Annotated in this window: 18 protein-coding genes; 8 read left to right on the top strand and 10 right to left on the bottom strand. The window is 60.2% G+C overall.

Translation table 11 applies throughout. The features are described 5' to 3' along the window. Positions 1-17: 17 nt before the first annotated feature. Positions 18-485 carry a hypothetical protein gene (locus LB555_RS18370; RefSeq protein WP_224683430.1) on the top strand — a complete coding sequence of 156 codons (468 nt, stop codon included), beginning with the start codon at positions 18-20 and terminating at the stop codon, positions 483-485. 37 nt (positions 486-522) lie between these two features. Here LB555_RS18370 and LB555_RS18365 read toward each other — a convergent pair whose 3' ends face one another. The 10 genes from LB555_RS18365 to LB555_RS18320 all read right to left on the bottom strand — a co-directional run bounded on the left by LB555_RS18365 (position 523) and on the right by LB555_RS18320 (position 8,631). After that, positions 523-1,086, bottom strand: a complete 564-nt coding sequence (locus LB555_RS18365) for a hypothetical protein (protein ID WP_224683429.1) — start codon at positions 1,084-1,086, stop codon at positions 523-525. Continuing rightward, on the bottom strand, positions 1,083-1,655 hold the full coding sequence (locus tag LB555_RS18360; protein ID WP_140823512.1) for a L,D-transpeptidase: 573 nt from the start codon (positions 1,653-1,655) through the stop codon (positions 1,083-1,085). Before LB555_RS18360 ends, LB555_RS18365 begins: the two co-directional genes overlap by 4 nt. Beyond that, entirely contained in the window at positions 1,642-2,805 is a 1,164-nt protein-coding gene (locus LB555_RS18355; protein ID WP_224683428.1) for a CpaE family protein, read from the bottom strand. Before LB555_RS18355 ends, LB555_RS18360 begins: the two co-directional genes overlap by 14 nt. Beyond that, the gene (locus tag LB555_RS18350; RefSeq protein WP_224683427.1) at positions 2,802-3,389 is read right to left on the bottom strand and encodes a TadE/TadG family type IV pilus assembly protein; all 588 of its coding nucleotides are present in this window, start codon (positions 3,387-3,389) and stop codon (positions 2,802-2,804) included. The genes LB555_RS18355 and LB555_RS18350 overlap by 4 nt, the downstream gene beginning before the upstream one ends. 41 nt (positions 3,390-3,430) lie before the next feature. Next, positions 3,431-3,925: a TadE/TadG family type IV pilus assembly protein gene (locus LB555_RS18345; RefSeq protein WP_224683426.1), complete on the bottom strand. Its 495-nt coding sequence runs from the start codon at positions 3,923-3,925 to the stop codon at positions 3,431-3,433. 7 nt (positions 3,926-3,932) lie between these two features. Then, complete coding sequence (locus LB555_RS18340; RefSeq protein ID WP_224683425.1) at positions 3,933-5,453, bottom strand: TadE/TadG family type IV pilus assembly protein; 1,521 nt, start codon at positions 5,451-5,453, stop codon at positions 3,933-3,935. Positions 5,454-5,523: 70 nt separating this feature from the next. After that, positions 5,524-5,796, bottom strand: coding sequence for a hypothetical protein (locus tag LB555_RS18335; protein WP_224683424.1), 273 nt, complete (start codon positions 5,794-5,796; stop codon positions 5,524-5,526). Positions 5,797-5,800: 4 nt separating this feature from the next. Next, a complete protein-coding gene (locus LB555_RS18330; RefSeq protein ID WP_224683422.1) occupies positions 5,801-7,234 on the bottom strand; it encodes a type II and III secretion system protein family protein in 1,434 nt (477 codons plus the stop codon). A gap of 48 nt (positions 7,235-7,282) precedes the next feature. Continuing rightward, positions 7,283-8,323: a Flp pilus assembly protein CpaB gene (gene cpaB, locus LB555_RS18325; RefSeq protein WP_224683421.1), complete on the bottom strand. Its 1,041-nt coding sequence runs from the start codon at positions 8,321-8,323 to the stop codon at positions 7,283-7,285. Between the two features lie 89 nt (positions 8,324-8,412). After that, positions 8,413-8,631 (bottom strand): Flp family type IVb pilin, encoded by a 219-nt coding sequence (locus LB555_RS18320; protein ID WP_224683420.1) that lies wholly within the window; start codon positions 8,629-8,631, stop codon positions 8,413-8,415. Between the two features lie 543 nt (positions 8,632-9,174). Between LB555_RS18320 and LB555_RS18315 the strand changes: the two genes are divergently transcribed. The 7 genes from LB555_RS18315 (at position 9,175) to LB555_RS18285 (ending at position 15,073) form a co-directional block, all read left to right on the top strand. Further along, on the top strand, positions 9,175-10,563 hold the full coding sequence (locus LB555_RS18315) for a CpaF family protein (RefSeq protein ID WP_224683419.1): 1,389 nt from the start codon (positions 9,175-9,177) through the stop codon (positions 10,561-10,563). Next, positions 10,563-11,531 (top strand): type II secretion system F family protein, encoded by a 969-nt coding sequence (locus LB555_RS18310; RefSeq protein ID WP_224683418.1) that lies wholly within the window; start codon positions 10,563-10,565, stop codon positions 11,529-11,531. Before LB555_RS18315 ends, LB555_RS18310 begins: the two co-directional genes overlap by 1 nt. Before the next feature lie 19 nt (positions 11,532-11,550). After that, on the top strand, positions 11,551-12,501 hold the full coding sequence (locus LB555_RS18305; RefSeq protein WP_140617555.1) for a type II secretion system F family protein: 951 nt from the start codon (positions 11,551-11,553) through the stop codon (positions 12,499-12,501). 54 nt (positions 12,502-12,555) lie between these two features. After that, positions 12,556-13,116, top strand: a complete 561-nt coding sequence (locus LB555_RS18300) for a tetratricopeptide repeat protein (RefSeq protein ID WP_224683417.1) — start codon at positions 12,556-12,558, stop codon at positions 13,114-13,116. Positions 13,117-13,118: 2 nt separating this feature from the next. Beyond that, entirely contained in the window at positions 13,119-13,658 is a 540-nt protein-coding gene (locus tag LB555_RS18295; RefSeq protein WP_224683416.1) for a prepilin peptidase, read from the top strand. A 245-nt stretch (positions 13,659-13,903) separates the two neighbouring features. Continuing rightward, on the top strand, positions 13,904-14,212 hold the full coding sequence (locus LB555_RS18290; protein ID WP_140617552.1) for a hypothetical protein: 309 nt from the start codon (positions 13,904-13,906) through the stop codon (positions 14,210-14,212). Positions 14,213-14,578: 366 nt separating this feature from the next. Beyond that, positions 14,579-15,073, top strand: a complete 495-nt coding sequence (locus tag LB555_RS18285; RefSeq protein WP_140793116.1) for a hypothetical protein — start codon at positions 14,579-14,581, stop codon at positions 15,071-15,073. The last annotated feature ends 2 nt before the right edge of the window (positions 15,074-15,075 follow it).

The following is a 15,075-nucleotide window of genomic DNA, read 5'->3' as shown; positions in this document are numbered from 1 at the left end:
TCCTGGCGGCGGAGCGAATGGCCACGCTCCTGCTCGGAACCTACCCCGCAAGCCCCGACATGTGGAAGATCTGGCTCGCCCTGCATCCCTCGTCGGGCATGGTCTGGCAGCAGGTCGATGTCTATCTGGGAGGGTCGATGGTCCTGGATTTCGCTCTGCTGGGCGCGGCCCTGGTGGTCTGCTGGATGGCAAGCCGGGCCAGAAAGTCGGCCGCATTCTTTCTTGCCAATCACGGCATCTTGATCCTCGCGGCGTCGATGATTTTCATCGGTGGCCGTTCGCAGACCGCCAGCACCATTGCCGCGTTCACGGCGCCGAGTGGCTTTCGGTTCTCGCTGATGATGGACTTCACCTGGCTGAACTGCCTGCTGGCGGTCATCGGGGTCACCGCCTGCGCCTATTGCCACCTTGCCTATATCCGTGAACTCGGCATGCGCGTTGAATCGCGGCGCGTCCGGATCATGGCACTGCAGCGGGATTTCTAGACCAGCGCAGCGCTACGGGCCGCGCCCAGGTCCCGACCTAGTTTATCTTGTGATAGGTGACCTTGCCTTCCGGGGATACGCTCCGCTGGTAGTTGGAGCTCGGCGCGGGAGGCGCTGCCGGAGCCGACCGCCTTCGCGTTACCCGCGGCATATCCCCGATGGCAGGCTCCGCGTCGGCGGCGCTGGCGACCGCCGCCATGTCTTCGACGGGCGAGGGGAGTTCGACCACGCGCGGCTCCTCGCCACCGTGATTTCCCGACATCTCCGGTGGCTGCCGGGCGATGTTGGCGTTGACCTCGCCGAAGCTCGCCCGCAGCCGGTCGTCCAGCGCCTCGAACCGGCTTTGAAATCCATTGTTGACGGTGTCGAGCCGCGCGCTCATGCGCTGCTCGAACTGGCCGAGGTCCTCCAGCCGCGCCTCGATTGCGCGCAGATCGTTGATGCCGCGGTAGAGATAGACGGCCGTGGTGGCGTTCAGCAGGGCAAACAGCGCCAGGCCGACAGAGACGGCAATGGCGAGCCTGGACCGGCTCTTCTCCCTGTCGAGCAACAGCGGTTCGACCGCTAGCACAAGGTCGTCGGGATCGCTGATCGTCGTCATTGGACCACCACCTTGGTGCCGACAGGCACGCGCCTGAAAAGATCGATGACATCGGTGTTGGTCAGGCGAAAACAGCCCGACGTGCCGTCGAAACCCACGCCCGAAGGGTCATTGGTGCCATGGATGCGATAGAGCGTGTCGCGGCCATCGCGAAGCAGATAGAGCGCCCTTGCGCCGAGTGGATTGTACGGCCCCGAGGGCACCATGTCAGGCAATTCCGGCTGGCGGGCGCGCATTTCCCTGGGCGGCCGCCACGCCGGCCACTCGGTCTTGGCTCCCACCTGGACCGTACCCGTCCAGCCAAATCCATCGCGTCCGACACTGATCCGGTAGCGCAGGGCCTCGCCCTTGCCGGTCACCAGATAGAGTGCTTTTTCCTGCTTGCGGATGATGATGGTCCCGGTCTTCTCCTGGGTGGAAAACGCCACAGTCTTGCGCAGGCTGGGGCCCATGGCCGGCAGAGGCGGGCGGCTGTCCGCCAACGCGATCTGTCCGGGCGCTGGCGTCAGCGCCAGGCCAAGCAGGCAGGCGGCTGTCAGCCGCAAGCGATGGCCGCTAGCGGGCCGCATCGTCGAGCCGCTCGCGGAACATCTTCTTCAGGTCCTTGTTGAAGCGCGCCCGCCCATCCACTTCGGACGGCAGCATGGCGCGGTTCAGCGCGTCGGCCAGCAGGGCGTTGTCGAGGCCGACCGACTTGATATGCGGCGCCTTGAAGATCTTCTCCAGCTCGCTGCGCGAGAAGTGGTTGCCGAACCATTTGCGCTTGTGCTTGTTGGCGACCAGTGTGATTGAGACGGCATTGCCGCGCAGCTCGCGGATCTTCTTGTAGAGCCGTTTGCCTTGCCGCAGCGAAGCGACATTGAGCTCGAAGACGATGAAGATCTCGTCGCTCGTCGACAGCACGGAATTGTGCCAGGGCGTTTCGATGTTCGGCAGGTCGATGACGATGTCGTCGAAACGGTAGGCGACGAGATCGAGCAGCCGGAAGACGAAATCGGCGCCCTGCGGCTCGAACGGCAGTTGCGGCCGCTCGAAGGCATAGAGCGTCAGGCCGGAAGGCCGCGACAGCTTGATGACGTCCATCAATTCGACGTCGAGCCGTTCAGGCTGGCCGATGATGCCGGCGAGGTCGAACTGGTTGAACAGGTTGAGATAGGCGCCGCAATTGGCGCTCTGGAAGTCGAGGTCGACCAGGCAGGTCGAGGCCGCGCGCTCGGTCGATTTCGAGGCCAGGAATTCGGCCGCCGACAGCGCCAGCGTCGTGGCGCCGGCACCGCCGCTGGCGCTGATGAAGGTGATGATGCGGCTCTTGGCGCCCTGGTTGCCGCTGTCGTGGAAGGTCACGGCGTTGAGCAGTTCCTTGCCGTCGAGCGGCTTGTGCAGCCAGTCCGAGGCATTCATGCGCACCAGGACGCGCGTCTGCTCCGAAGTCAATTCGTCGGAAACCGCGATCAGCGGCACGCCAGCCCACAGCGCGCGCGCCTCGACGATGCCTGGATTGCCGAGCAATTCGCCATTGCCGAGATCGAGGATGACGATGCCCGGGCGCGTGTCGGCAGGCGGCCCCTTGAGAAAATCGCCCGTCTCGGCAACCCGCACATCATAGATCGCCAGCGCATCGAGCCGCGTCGCCACATCGCGCTTGAAATTCGCGTCGGAGGAAAACAGCGCAACCAGCTTTCGCTTGGTGGGGGTAACCTTGGTGCTGATGGCGTTCATGGCCAGGTGCTCTTCATGTCTTCGCCCGTAACCGTGCTGAGCATGGAGGGCATGGTGATGTTGCCGAACCCGAGCAGTCCGCCCAGGAAGAAGAACTGGAAAGGATGATTGGTGATGCTGACGGTGATGGTCGGCACCGGCCCGTTGGGGCGCGTCCAGTAACCGAGGCCGGATGCTTGATATTGTATCCGCACCTCGGACTTAGCCAGCATCGGCAGGAATGTCTGCATTCCGGCCCGGCTGCTGTTGCCACTAAAAATGAAATTAAAGGCATCTTGGCTTACATTGAGGTTCTGGCATGTAGCGCCTGTGCCGCAAACGCAAGAGACGCTTCCAGCGGTGTTGGCGGTGCAGATATAGTTGTAGGTATTTGCGGGTACCGCAGTGCCGACTTTGGTTAGGTCGCTCTGCGTTATCGTCTCGGCCAGAAGCCCGCTGGCGACAGGTGTGGAAATCTGCGCCAGCCTTGCACCGGCTTGCACCGCTTTATTCCCGGCATTCCATTGGTAAAAGGCGTAGCCGAAATCGACGAAGCCAAGCAGAAGCGTCAACAGGAGTGGCATCACTATGGCCATTTCGACCATTGCCGTTCCGGACTGGCTAGCCCAAAACTTGGTACGCTCCGTCACCATCCAATGACTCGCTCCTGATGAGAAACCCTGAGGGTCAGTGGGCTAAAGCCAAGATATGACAGGAATCCGAAGCCTGAATAAGAATAGGAGGTAGTGACGTCCACGACGTCAACAGTGGTCGTGCTGCTAAGATAAAGCTGCGTGCCCGTGGCCACATCAACCGCGTCCAGTGAGACCGCCTTGGTGATGTCAACTGTCGCCGGCAGCCAGCCGGTCACTCTGGCGCTGCCGTTAGCGACCGCCCCATTGGCGGCAAGGTTTTGGGCTCGGCCCTTGCAAGTCGCCCAATCGCTGCTGCATCGTGCCATGTAGCGACCCGCATCCTCAACGCCGGCTTCGAGAAGCAGGCGCGTGTTCAGGATGTTGGAGAACTCAAACACACCGGCCGACAACAGCAACACGAGTGGTATGGTGATCGCGGCTTCCACCAAAGCAACGCCATTTTCGTCGCCTTGGAACCGCCGGATGATTTTGCCGAACCTGGTCATGTCGACTCTACCGATACAACTGGGCTTCGTTGCGGAATGCTTTGTCTACAAGGGTGTTATTTGCAAATCCGCCATCGACATCGACGATCTCTAGGCTGATCGCCTTCTCGGCGCCTGTGCCGTCCGGATTGTCCTCGTCGTTGGGATTCACCTTCTGGATGGGGTTGTTTATGAAGACGCTTGCATAGCCATCCGGCCGGACTGCGGTGTGGCCGTTCAGCTTCGCCTGGTTTGCGTTGCAATCGATAATGGCCATGTTAATGAGCCGGCGGCTCGGATCCGCCTTGGTGAGGTCCCCCTTGTAGCAAGAAGGCGTTCCAACTTCGTTCGAAGGCCCTTTCGATTTGTCGCCCACGATGCCGGCGGTGATTTCGTGCATGTAGACGTCATACCTGGATGCCGGGACGCTACGCTTTAGCGGGTCAGTCTTCGCCGGCAGGTTCGGATACCCGGCATTCTTGTGATTGGCAGCCCAGTAGGCGGTCCAGAAGGAATTCGCCGCGATCGGCAGCGTCATGCCCTTAGCTGAGTCATAGCCGGTGCCATCCGGGAGAGGCAACGCGGAACCATCCGTCGCGACATCAAACTTGTTGCAATTGCTGTTCTTGCTGGCCCCCTTGCGGACATTGCTCGCCGGGCGGTAGCCAAGGTCAGTGTTATTTTTCAGATTGCCCTGATAGAGATCGAACCGGACATTGAGGCCAGTATTGACCTGACCCAAGGTGACACCCGTTTTCGTAGTCAGCGAAGTGCGGCTGTAGCAGGTGCCGGCGGTTCCCTTGGCCATTCCCTCTTGTATCGAGGTAAGGCCGTTTTCCAGCAGGCCAAAGTTGCCCGGGCCGGGGTTGCTATCGACTTTCAGAATGCGAAATTCGCGGCTGTAGGTATCCCCCGACGCGAAGGCTTGCTGGATCGTTTTGCTGGTCAACGGGTCGTTGGTCTCGAACGGATTGCACATGAAGATCGGCACGGTTTCGCAGATCGACTGGACAAATCCGGCCACAGCCTGTGGTTGAATATCGAAGGTGTTGTTGCCGCCGAGAAAGCTTGCCGGAAAAATCGCTTCAAAGGCCCCGGCACCATCCGCCAAGCCGGACGGATTCACAGTGATCAAGGAGAAAGACACGGCTTTGGGGTCGGTGCTAGCCCAGTTCACACCATCGGCGTCGACACCGGCGGCACTCAACTTGATGCTGTCGTCGGCCGGTATCCCGGTCAAATATGTAACGGTCACGTCAGCTAGGGCGAGTGTGTGGTCACCGGACGTCGAGAACTTGGTCTTGTTGGTGAGAAGGGTCGTCTTGGCCAGGTTGGCTCGGATGATCGAATCCGATCTGCCATCCAGTTCCGCAGCCGTCGCAAGCGCAAGCGCATCTACACCTTTCTGCAGATCGTTATGCAGTCCGTTGGCCCGGCTCATATCGATAGCCAGCAGGGCGAAGCCGATAAGCACCGGCAGCATGATCGCCACGAGGATCATCGCGACGCCGCGTTGATCGTTCCAGAAGGCTCGAATGGTCCCCAACATGACCTACTCTCTTTCACCTCGCGCCAGGGCTCCTCGCATGCCCGGCGCCCTCCGCATCCTTCGGTTCAGTTCACGGCGTCACGCCCGACCCGCCGACATTGACCGTGATGGCCGGCGGCGGCGGCGGCGGCGGTGGATATTTGTAGGCCTGGGCAACGGCAGCGGCGCGCGCGCCGTCACCCTCGATCTTGGTATTCCTTGCGTTAGGATTGAGCGGGTCGACCGTCTGCAGCATCGAATTGAATTTCTGTGTGTCGCCGGCAGCCAGGGTCACCGAATCATAGTGATTCAGATAGTCCGCGGCGCAGCCCGACAGCGCACCGGCAGACAGGAGGAGGATCAAGGCGCTATTTCTTGACATAGAGCATCTTGTCCTTCGATTTGAAGTCGAGCATGTGGCCATAGGGGCCGGTGACGCCTTCGCCCAGCTCATATTTGCGGACCATATCCTTGGTCACCTCAAGCTGGCCGAGCACGAAGAATTCGGGATCGTTGGCAGGCCGTGTCTTGTCGAACGGCGTCGCCAGTTGCTCGCCGGGTTTCACTGGCCGCACGATGTGCGGCGTCACGATAACCACCAGTTCGGTCTCTTCCTTCTGGTTGCTCGAACTGCGAAACAGCGTCCCGATAACAGGCACCTGGCCGAGCCAAGGCACCTGGTCCTGGAGCTTGGTGGTCTTGCTCGACAGAAGCCCGCCGACCGCGAAGCTCTGGCCGTCGCGCAACTCGACGACGGTCGACAGTTTGCGGTTGGTGAAGATCGGGTCGCCGGCGGTGGTGAAGCCGGTCAGGTCGCTCACCTCCGGCGCTAGCTGCATATGGATCTTGCCGTCGTCGAGTACGACCGGCGTGAACAGCAGATTGACGCCGAATTGCTTGTACACGATACTTATCTCGCCGTCTTTGTCGAGAGTGCGGATAGGCACTTCCCCGCCGGCGTTGAAGCTGGCCTGCTCGCCGGAAAGCGTGGTGAGGTTGGGGTTCGCGAGCGTGCGCACCGCGCCTTTGGACTCGAGCGCCTCGATGATCAGATCGACCTTGATGTTGCTGTCGATGACGCGCGTGATCAGCGCTCCGAAGGGAGCCGAGTTGGACAGGAGGCCGCTGAGCAGACCGCCGGGTCCGAGCACGACACCGTCCTCGTCGACGGCAGCAACACCGGTACCGGTACGGGTTGTGCCATCGCCGTTCCTGCTCTTGATCGACACGCCGAGATCGCGGCCGGTGTTGCGCTTGGCTTCGAGCACGCGCACTTCCAAATTGACCTGCTGGCTGTCGTCGACGATGACGGAGTTGATGACGGCGTCGGGTCCATATTGCTGCGCAACGGCCATGATCGCCGCCAGCGTGGCACCGTCTTTCACATGGCCACCAAGCCTGACCCTGCCGTTGACCGAGCCGACTTCGATGCGCGACTTTGGCGCCACCTGTCGGATCGCCTCCGCCATGTCGCTGACATCGACGCCGACCTCGATCTGCAGGGCGCCGAGCGAGCGCTTATCGGTGGAGAACAGATTGACCGTGGTGGTCCCGGCGCCCTTGCCGATGACATAGAGCGTCCGGTCGGTCATCGGCTGCGCATCGGCGATCTTCTCGTCGCCGACGACGATATCGCCCAGATTGGCACTCACCTGGATCGTCACCGATTGTGACATAGGCAGGAAAATCCGGTGCACGCTGGGGGTAGACACGTCGATGAAGCGGTCGGCGGCATCGGCCCCGACGCTCGACAACAGCGCCTCCAGCGCGGCCGTCGCCATCCCTAACCAAAACCCCTTCATTCCCCATCTCCCCAATGCTGCCGGCGGCAGCCTGATTTCGCACTTTTGCTACGGTTGTCGCGGCACGTCATAGGTTTCGAGCTTCACGCCCCGGAAAACCCCGATGGTGGCGCGTGCCGGCGGCTCCGGCTGCACATATTTTATCACTTCCTTGACGACTTCTGGTGCAGGAGCCGGCGCTATCACTGCAGGCGCCGGGCTCACCTTCCCGAGTTGGTCAAGCCGGCTTCCCACCCGCTCCACCGCCTGTGTCAGTCCGGCCAGCCTTTCTTCGGCCCGCTTGCGCTCAGCCTCCGCCAAGGCTTCTGCTGCAGCCTTCTTGTCGAGCTCCGCCTGCCTGGCGGCGACATCGGCCGGCGTCTCGCCGGTCAGGTCGGAAAGCGTTACGCGTTCGGTCGTCTCGCCCTTGCTGGCGGCTGCCTGACGAAGCGCGAGCGATAACTGGCCCGCGCCAGCCGCCAGGGTCAACTTTTGTGCATCCTTGGTGCTGGCCTCGAGCGTGACGGACTTAACCACTGTAGGACTGTCCTTGCTCACATCGGCGACCTGGTCGATGGCGAGCACTTTCATGCTCTGCAGCAGCACATCGACAAAACTTTTATCCGCGCCATCGTCGCCGCGAACCGTTCGGGTCAGCAAGACATCGACCCGGTCACCGGGAAAGACGAAACCTGCAACGCCGAGCACGTCGTTCACCCTAATGGAAACGGCCTTCATTCCCTCGCCGAGCACTGCCGAAAGCGTGGCGCGCTGACCAGGTCCCGTGATCTTGCTGGCGAGGACAGGTTCGTTGGTGCTGATTGCCTGCAGCGCCTGCCTCGTACCTTCGCCCGCTAGAGCCTCCTTCGTGGTCTTGAAGGCGCCCGTTGGAACTGCGCCGGCCGGCCACGCGACCTCGCGCAATTTGTCGGCGCTTAGCGTATCGCCGAACTTCAGCGGCATTGCCGCTACGACGACTGTGCTGCCTTGGACGAGGCCCGTTTGCGCCATGGCGCTACGCTGGCCGGCCAGCCAGATATTTACCAGCACAACAGCCAGAACGCCGAACACGCCGGCGAGGACGATCATGATAAGCGTATTGGCGCGCATGCCCAAGCCCCAAGCCCAATGCGGGATTCGCCCGCTGCGATCGAATTCAGGCCCGGCTCGGACGAGCCGGGCCTGAGGTGGTCAGGCGATCAGCTGCCGACGCCGCCCGCCGCGTTGCAGGTGCCAGTCGGGTGTGCGTCGAGGGCTGTGCAGAGTGCCGAGAAACGACCGTTTACCCAGCCGCCGATGGCGAGGACAGTCAGAATCGATGCAACGGCGATAATGCCGATCAGGATAGAATATTCGACCATGGCAGCGCCGTTTTCATCGTCGCGGAACTGCCGGGTCATCGTCATGAGCTTCTTCATGTCAATTTCTCCCTTTGGAGGTTTGAACCCGACGAGACAGAGCCAAGGATGAACTCCATACCCAAGCATCCCCCGTCATCTCGATCCTAGGTCCCGAGAAATTGCAGAGTCAAACGGGATTAACGGTTCCTTAACTTCCCAATACATGAAATTTCGAAGTGAGAGTGGCCCTAATTTTCAGCAAGAGCTTGATTCGTCTAATTTTTCAAGCGCCCTTAACCATTCGTTCACAATTATGCGTGGGTTCTAATAGAACGGTAGCTAATTTAGCACCATGACATATTCCTTTATATCTAAGGGGTTATAGCCAGATATGGAGCGATTCCGATGTTAGAGCACCCAAGGGCCACACTACGTTCTGGAAGCTTATTCACTCGGTGATGGTTGGCAGCGTGGGGACCATAAATAAAAACGATATTTTTTCGATGCGCTCCTTAACTATGTTGAAAGTATTGGCGGCATGTGAGGCGCCCCGGCGCTTGTGCGTCCCTTGGTTAACGTTTAGTTTCCGCTAATGTGCGCTAGAGGGGGGTATAAGGGATTATGCTGGGGCGGTTTATCAAGGGACCAAGCGAGCAGCAGGTTGCGACAAAGGCCGAGCCGCTGACTGCACCACCTGCCGCTTCGGCCCTTTCTCCGACAGTCGAAATCAAATCGCATGGCAACGATTTTCTGACGCTCAAGGTTGATCTTCATCGGCATCTTATCGATCGATTCAATCTGACCGCTCTGGAAAATGCTTCCAAGGACGAGATCCTGAATGAGATCCGCCCCATCGTGCGCGAGTTCGTTCGAAATCGAAATGTGCCGTTGAATGCACGCGAACTCGATCAACTGACCAGCGACACGGCAGATGAGATGCTGGGGCTTGGGCCGATCGAACCGCTGCTCAAGGATGATTCGATCACAGACATCATGATCAATACCCACAAGCGGGTATTCATCGAGAGGCATGGCATCGTTGAAGAAACAGCAATCAGGTTTCGTGACGAGGCGCATCTGCTGCGCGTCATCAACAAGATAGTCTCGAATATTGGGCGTCGGGTCGATGAATCCTCGCCTATGGTCGATGCCCGCCTGGATGACGGCTCGCGCGTCAACATCGCGGTGCGGCCGATCTCGGTCGATGGCCCGCTGGTGTCGATCCGCAAATTCTCCAAGAATCCTTATTCGCTGGAACGCCTGATGGCATTCAATTCGATCCGGCCGCCGATGATCGAGCTGCTGCGGATCGCCGTCCAGGCGCGCAAATCGATCCTGGTTTCGGGCGGCACGGGCAGCGGCAAGACGACCTTGCTCAATGCCTTGTCGAGCTACATACCCTCGAAAGAACGACTGATCACCATAGAGGATGCGGCCGAACTGCAATTGCAGCAGCCGCATGTCGGCCGGCTGGAGACGCGGCCACCCAACGTCGAGGGGAGGGGCGAAGTGCGCCAGCGCGAATTGCTGAAGAACGCGCTGCGCATGCGGCCGGACCGCATCATCGTCGGCGAGGTGCGCGGCGAGGAAGCTTTCGACATGCTGCAGGCGATGAACACCGGCCATGAGGGCTCGATGACCACAATTCATGCCAATACGCCGCGCGACGCGATCTCGCGGCTCGAGCAGATGGTCGGCATGGCCGGCATGCCGATGACGCATGATTCAATCCGCGCGCAGATTGCCTCCGCCATCGACATCATCGTGCAGACACAGCGTCTTTCCGACGGCGGCCGGCGTGTCACCTCCATATCGGAACTGACCGGCATGGAGGGCAATGTCGTGCAGCTACAGGAAATCTATCATTTCGTTCGCCGTGAGGTCACAGCCGAGGGCAAGGTCGTCGGAGACTTCCGCGCAACGGGTGTCCGTCCGCGTTTCGCTCCGGAGGCCGCGACGCTTGGCCATCATTTTGCCAAGGACGCCTTCAACCCGCAGGTCGCCCTCTGATGCCGACCGGTGAAGCTCTGCTGTACTTCATCTACATGCTGGCGGCAGCTTCGGTCATTCTCGCCGGCGAAGCCCTGTATCTTTCATTTGCCGGCCGCCGCTCCCGGTCCCTAGCAGTTAACCGCCGATTGAAGCGGCTCGCTGGCGACGTCCCGGCCGAACAGACGTTACAGGGATTGCTGCGAGAGCGCGGGCTCACGGACTCGGGCGATTTTCTTTTCGGTATGGTCTGGTTGAACAGGCTCTATACCCAGTCCGGTATCACCGGAAATCCGTTGACCTTCGCCGCAACATTTCTGCTTGCAGGGCTGGCGGTCGCGTTGCTGCTGGCGTTCTTCAATTTTTCCACTTTGGCGTCGTTTCTCGTCTTTCTGGTCTTGGGGCTTGTCCTGCCGCTTCTCGTCCTAAGGCGCGCCCGCAACAAACGAATCCGGAAATTTGCCAAACAGCTGCCGGATGCGCTCGACATGATCGTTCGTTCGCTGCGCGCCGGTCACCCGGCTTCGGTCGCGATCGGTCTGGTCGCGCGCGAAATGCCCGATCCGCTCGGCACCGAGTTCGGCATCGTCTCCGACGAAATTACCTTTGGTCTCAGCATCGAGCAGGCGGTGCGAAAGCTTTCGCAGCGTGTCGGCTTCGAGGGTCTTCAGCTGCTGTCGGTATCGCTGTCGATCCAGGCCAAGACGGGCGGCAATTTGACCGAAATTCTGGCCAATCTTTCCTCGGTTATGCGTGAACGGCAGAAATTGCGAATGAAAATCAAGGCGCTTTCGGCCGAAGGTCGCGTCTCGGCGTGGATCATCTCCTTGTTTCCTATTGCGATGTTCTTCACACTCCAAATCCTTGCTCCGGCCTATTACGGCGGCGTCTGGGGCAACCCGCTCGTCTTCCCGATATTCCTGCTTTTTGGGTTGTGGGCGTTGCTCGGCGACTTCATCATGTACCGGATGGTTACTTTCGATTTTTGACTGGGGGCGACGAAAGAAATTGTTTTCGAACATTCAGGACCTGGGCTTGTTGGTGTCCATTGCCGTCTTTGTGGCGGCGGTGTCCTTCTTCCTGTTTGGTGCGCTTGTCTTCCTGCCGGCTCTGCAGACACGAAAGCTCGTCGCGCAGAGCCTGATGGGCGAAGGGATTACAGACCGCCGGTCGATGCTCGGACAAGACCAGCTTGCCAAGCTTGCCGCGCAACGGCCGGTCGATGCCTACTTCAAGTCGGTCGAGAAGGAGCGGAAAGAGCCAAATGCCTTGGAAGCGAAGCTGTTTCGCGCCGGCTTCTACAAATCGAGCGCACCGCTGATTTATACGCTGTCCCGCCTTGTCGCGGTATGCGTTGGTTTTCTGGCGATGTATGCAATCCTGTCGCGGGTTCTGCCGCCGCACCTGTCAGGTTTCATCACTCTTGCCGGTTCTGCCCTTTTCGGCCTCGCCTGCATGGTGGTTCCCTCCATTCTGCTCGACCGTTTCGAAAACAGCCAGAAACAGATCTATCGTCGAGCCTTCCCCGACTTCATGGACATGATGATCACTTGCGCCGATGCCGGCATGAGCCTGGAGGGGGCAGTCGAACGTGTCAGCCATGAAATGGCCGCGACCCACAAATGGCTGGGAATACAGCTGTCGATCATGAATTTGCAACTGCGCGCTGGCAAGCCGCTGCGAGAGGCGTTGCGCGAACTCTCGGACCGCATTGGCCTCGATGAGGCGAGGGCGCTGGCCGTGCTGTTCCGGCAGTCTGAGGAACTTGGCACCAGCCTCACCGACGCTTTGCGTGTTTATAGTGCGGAGATGCGTGGGCAACGAATCCTGAGTGCCGAGGAACGGGCCAATTCTCTTCCCGTCAAAATGATGATCCCGTTGGGATTGTGCATCTTCCCGGTCGTCATGATGGTCATCATGTTGCCGGTGATAATTCGGATGAAGGGCATTTTCTTCTAAATGGGTATATGCTTTGATTCTAAAATAGAGTCGCAGGACTCTTGGGGGATAAAAATGACAGGGCCAACGCGCCTCGCAACCGTCGTCGCTGCCAGTATGTTGTTGGCGGCGCTTGCCGGCTGCCAGACAAACGGTGCGGACACCACTGGTGGGGTCGTGCGCACCAACGAACCCTCGAAAGGCGATGTGACGTCGTTTGGCGACGCCTTCGACGGATTGAAGACCGTCAGCGACGTCGAATATTATGCCTCGGACCAGGCCGTCGCGGAGGCCAAGAACCAGTTCCGCGCCGAGAACTACGGCAATTCCGGCGCGTTGTTCTTCAAAGCGACGCAGCTGGCGCCCAATGACGGCGGCGCCTGGATGGGTTTGGCCGCTTCATGCGACCGCATCCACCGCTTCGACCTTGCCGACCGCGCCTATGGCCGCGCGTTCAAGCTGATGGGGCCGTCGCCTGAATATTACAACAATGTCGGCTATTCCGATCTGCTGCGCGGCAAGCTGCAGGACGCGCGCGGCAATTTCCTGAAAGCCTACGAGTTGGCGCCCAACGATCCGACCGTCGCCAACAATCTGAAGCTGCTCTCGTCCAGCGTGCAGAACATCGAGCGCTGAACGTGCTGCTGACCGAAGCGATAGTGCTCAAGATCCTGGCCGCGGCCCTGCTCGCACGGATTGCCTGGCTCGACTTCACCACCCAGAAAATATCCAACCGCGACGTGCTGCTGCTGCTCTGCCTGGGGCTTGGATCGCTCCTGCTTTTGTCGCTTCAATCCCGCTCCTGGTGGGATATGGGCTTAAGCGCGGTGGCCGCCCTGTTGCTGTTTCTGGCGCTCTTCCCATTCTGGTTGCTGCGCAAGATCGGCGCCGGCGACGTCAAGCTGCTGGCGGTCGTGCCGCTTCTGATCGGCGGTAGTGGCCTGACGGTATTTTCGCTGCTGCTGCTGGTATTCGCGCTCGCCACGGCCCTGGTCGTGAAAAACCCGCTCCTGCTGCCTCAAAGTGCCTTCCGCGTCTACGTCCAGCATCTCGATCAGAGGGGTGTGGTGCCTTTCGGCGTGCCGATTTCGGCGGCCGCGATCTGCACGATAGCGCTCCAGATCTACTGGAGTTTTGTCCTGGCCAACAGCTCTGGTATCCTCGGCCAGCTCAACTAATCCATCGTCGCCATGTGCATGGGAAGATCGTTTGGGGCTGGTGATCCCGTCCGAACGGACCCTGCCGTTCCCGTCAGCTGACAGATCCATCGCCGACCCCTGCAAGCAAACCCAGGCGGGCCGAAAGCGTTCGCATCGGCACAAGAACCCATCCATGAGAATTTTGCTGAAGAGCGTTTCACTCGGAACATATCCGGGAAAGACAGGTTTGGTGGAAGCAGTACACAACCAAAGGAGATGCTCCGATGATCACCAAACTTCTCTCCGCCACCGTGCTTACGGTCGCTCTGGCCACGTCGGCAATGGCACAGTCGAACGGCACCGGTTCAGGCTCGACGTCCGGCGCCACCAGTGGCGGCAATGGGACCACGACCGGCACTGGCGTCGGCACAGGCTCCGGTGCGACGACCACGCCCGCCGACCCGAGCACGACAAACTCGACAACCAAGTCGAACGGCATGACCGACCGCTGCAAGGATGCCGCGGGCAACGACATCGACAACAACACCGCCAGCGGCAACACGACGTCGAACATGCAGAACTGCAACAAATGAGCCACCGGCTCGGAGCGCCGCCCGAAGTCGTTCTTCTCCCTGGGGGCGACTGATCGGGCGGTGTTCTTGCTGCGGGGGCGCCGATGAGCCGCGATGGCGTCAGGCAACGCCGTCCGCTCGATCGGGTTGGCAGGCGCGTGCCGGACCTGCATCCTTCATCACAAGAAATCGTGACATGTTGGAAAACGGCCGCCGGCGCCTTGCGGGAGAACCGGCTCATCAAGACCAGTCACGCAAGATTATGGACGGTTCCGGAGGCCGGCAAGCTGGTTCCGGTAGGTCGCTGGACATGAAGTATGTTCAGGCGTGGTGGAACATCGGCGATCAACTGTCGTTGACACGCTCGTGAGAGAAAGGACACCGTCCATGTCAAAATTCCAGGCTGCCACTCCGGATCGTCTGCGGCAACTCAAGCTTGAAGCGTCGGCTTACTTCACCCCGATGATGCTGCACGAGGCATTGCTGCGCCTTTCCCATGCCTGCGGCGGTGAAAGCCTTGGGCGGTTCGAGAAGGCCATGGTCGATCAGATAGAGGCGACGAAGGACGATCGGCCCGATTTCGAAACGATCAAGGAATTCGCGATCGAGCAGCTTTATGCCTTGATCCGCGAAGCCAATGAGTCACCAAAGAAGAAACAGTCGCTGGAGAAGATGGATACACGCAGGACGCCTGGCCGCTCCGAAGAACCGCAGACGCTCGAGGATCAACTGCAGGCCGGGTTGGAGGATTCTTTTCCGGCAAGCGACCCTCCGGCGGTGGTGTCCACGGCAATTCCAGGCGGAGCAAAGAAGCTGGTCGGGACCGACGAGGTCCTGAAACAGCAGCGAGAACAGGCCGCCAGAGAGGCCCGCCAACCATAGGG

Origin of the sequence: Mesorhizobium sp. BR-1-1-10 (assembly GCF_020165595.1) — a bacterium.
GTDB lineage: Bacteria > Pseudomonadota > Alphaproteobacteria > Rhizobiales > Rhizobiaceae > Mesorhizobium > Mesorhizobium australicum.
The sequence above is the reverse complement of the archived record's forward strand: the minus strand, read 5'-3'. Positions and strand labels throughout refer to the sequence as shown.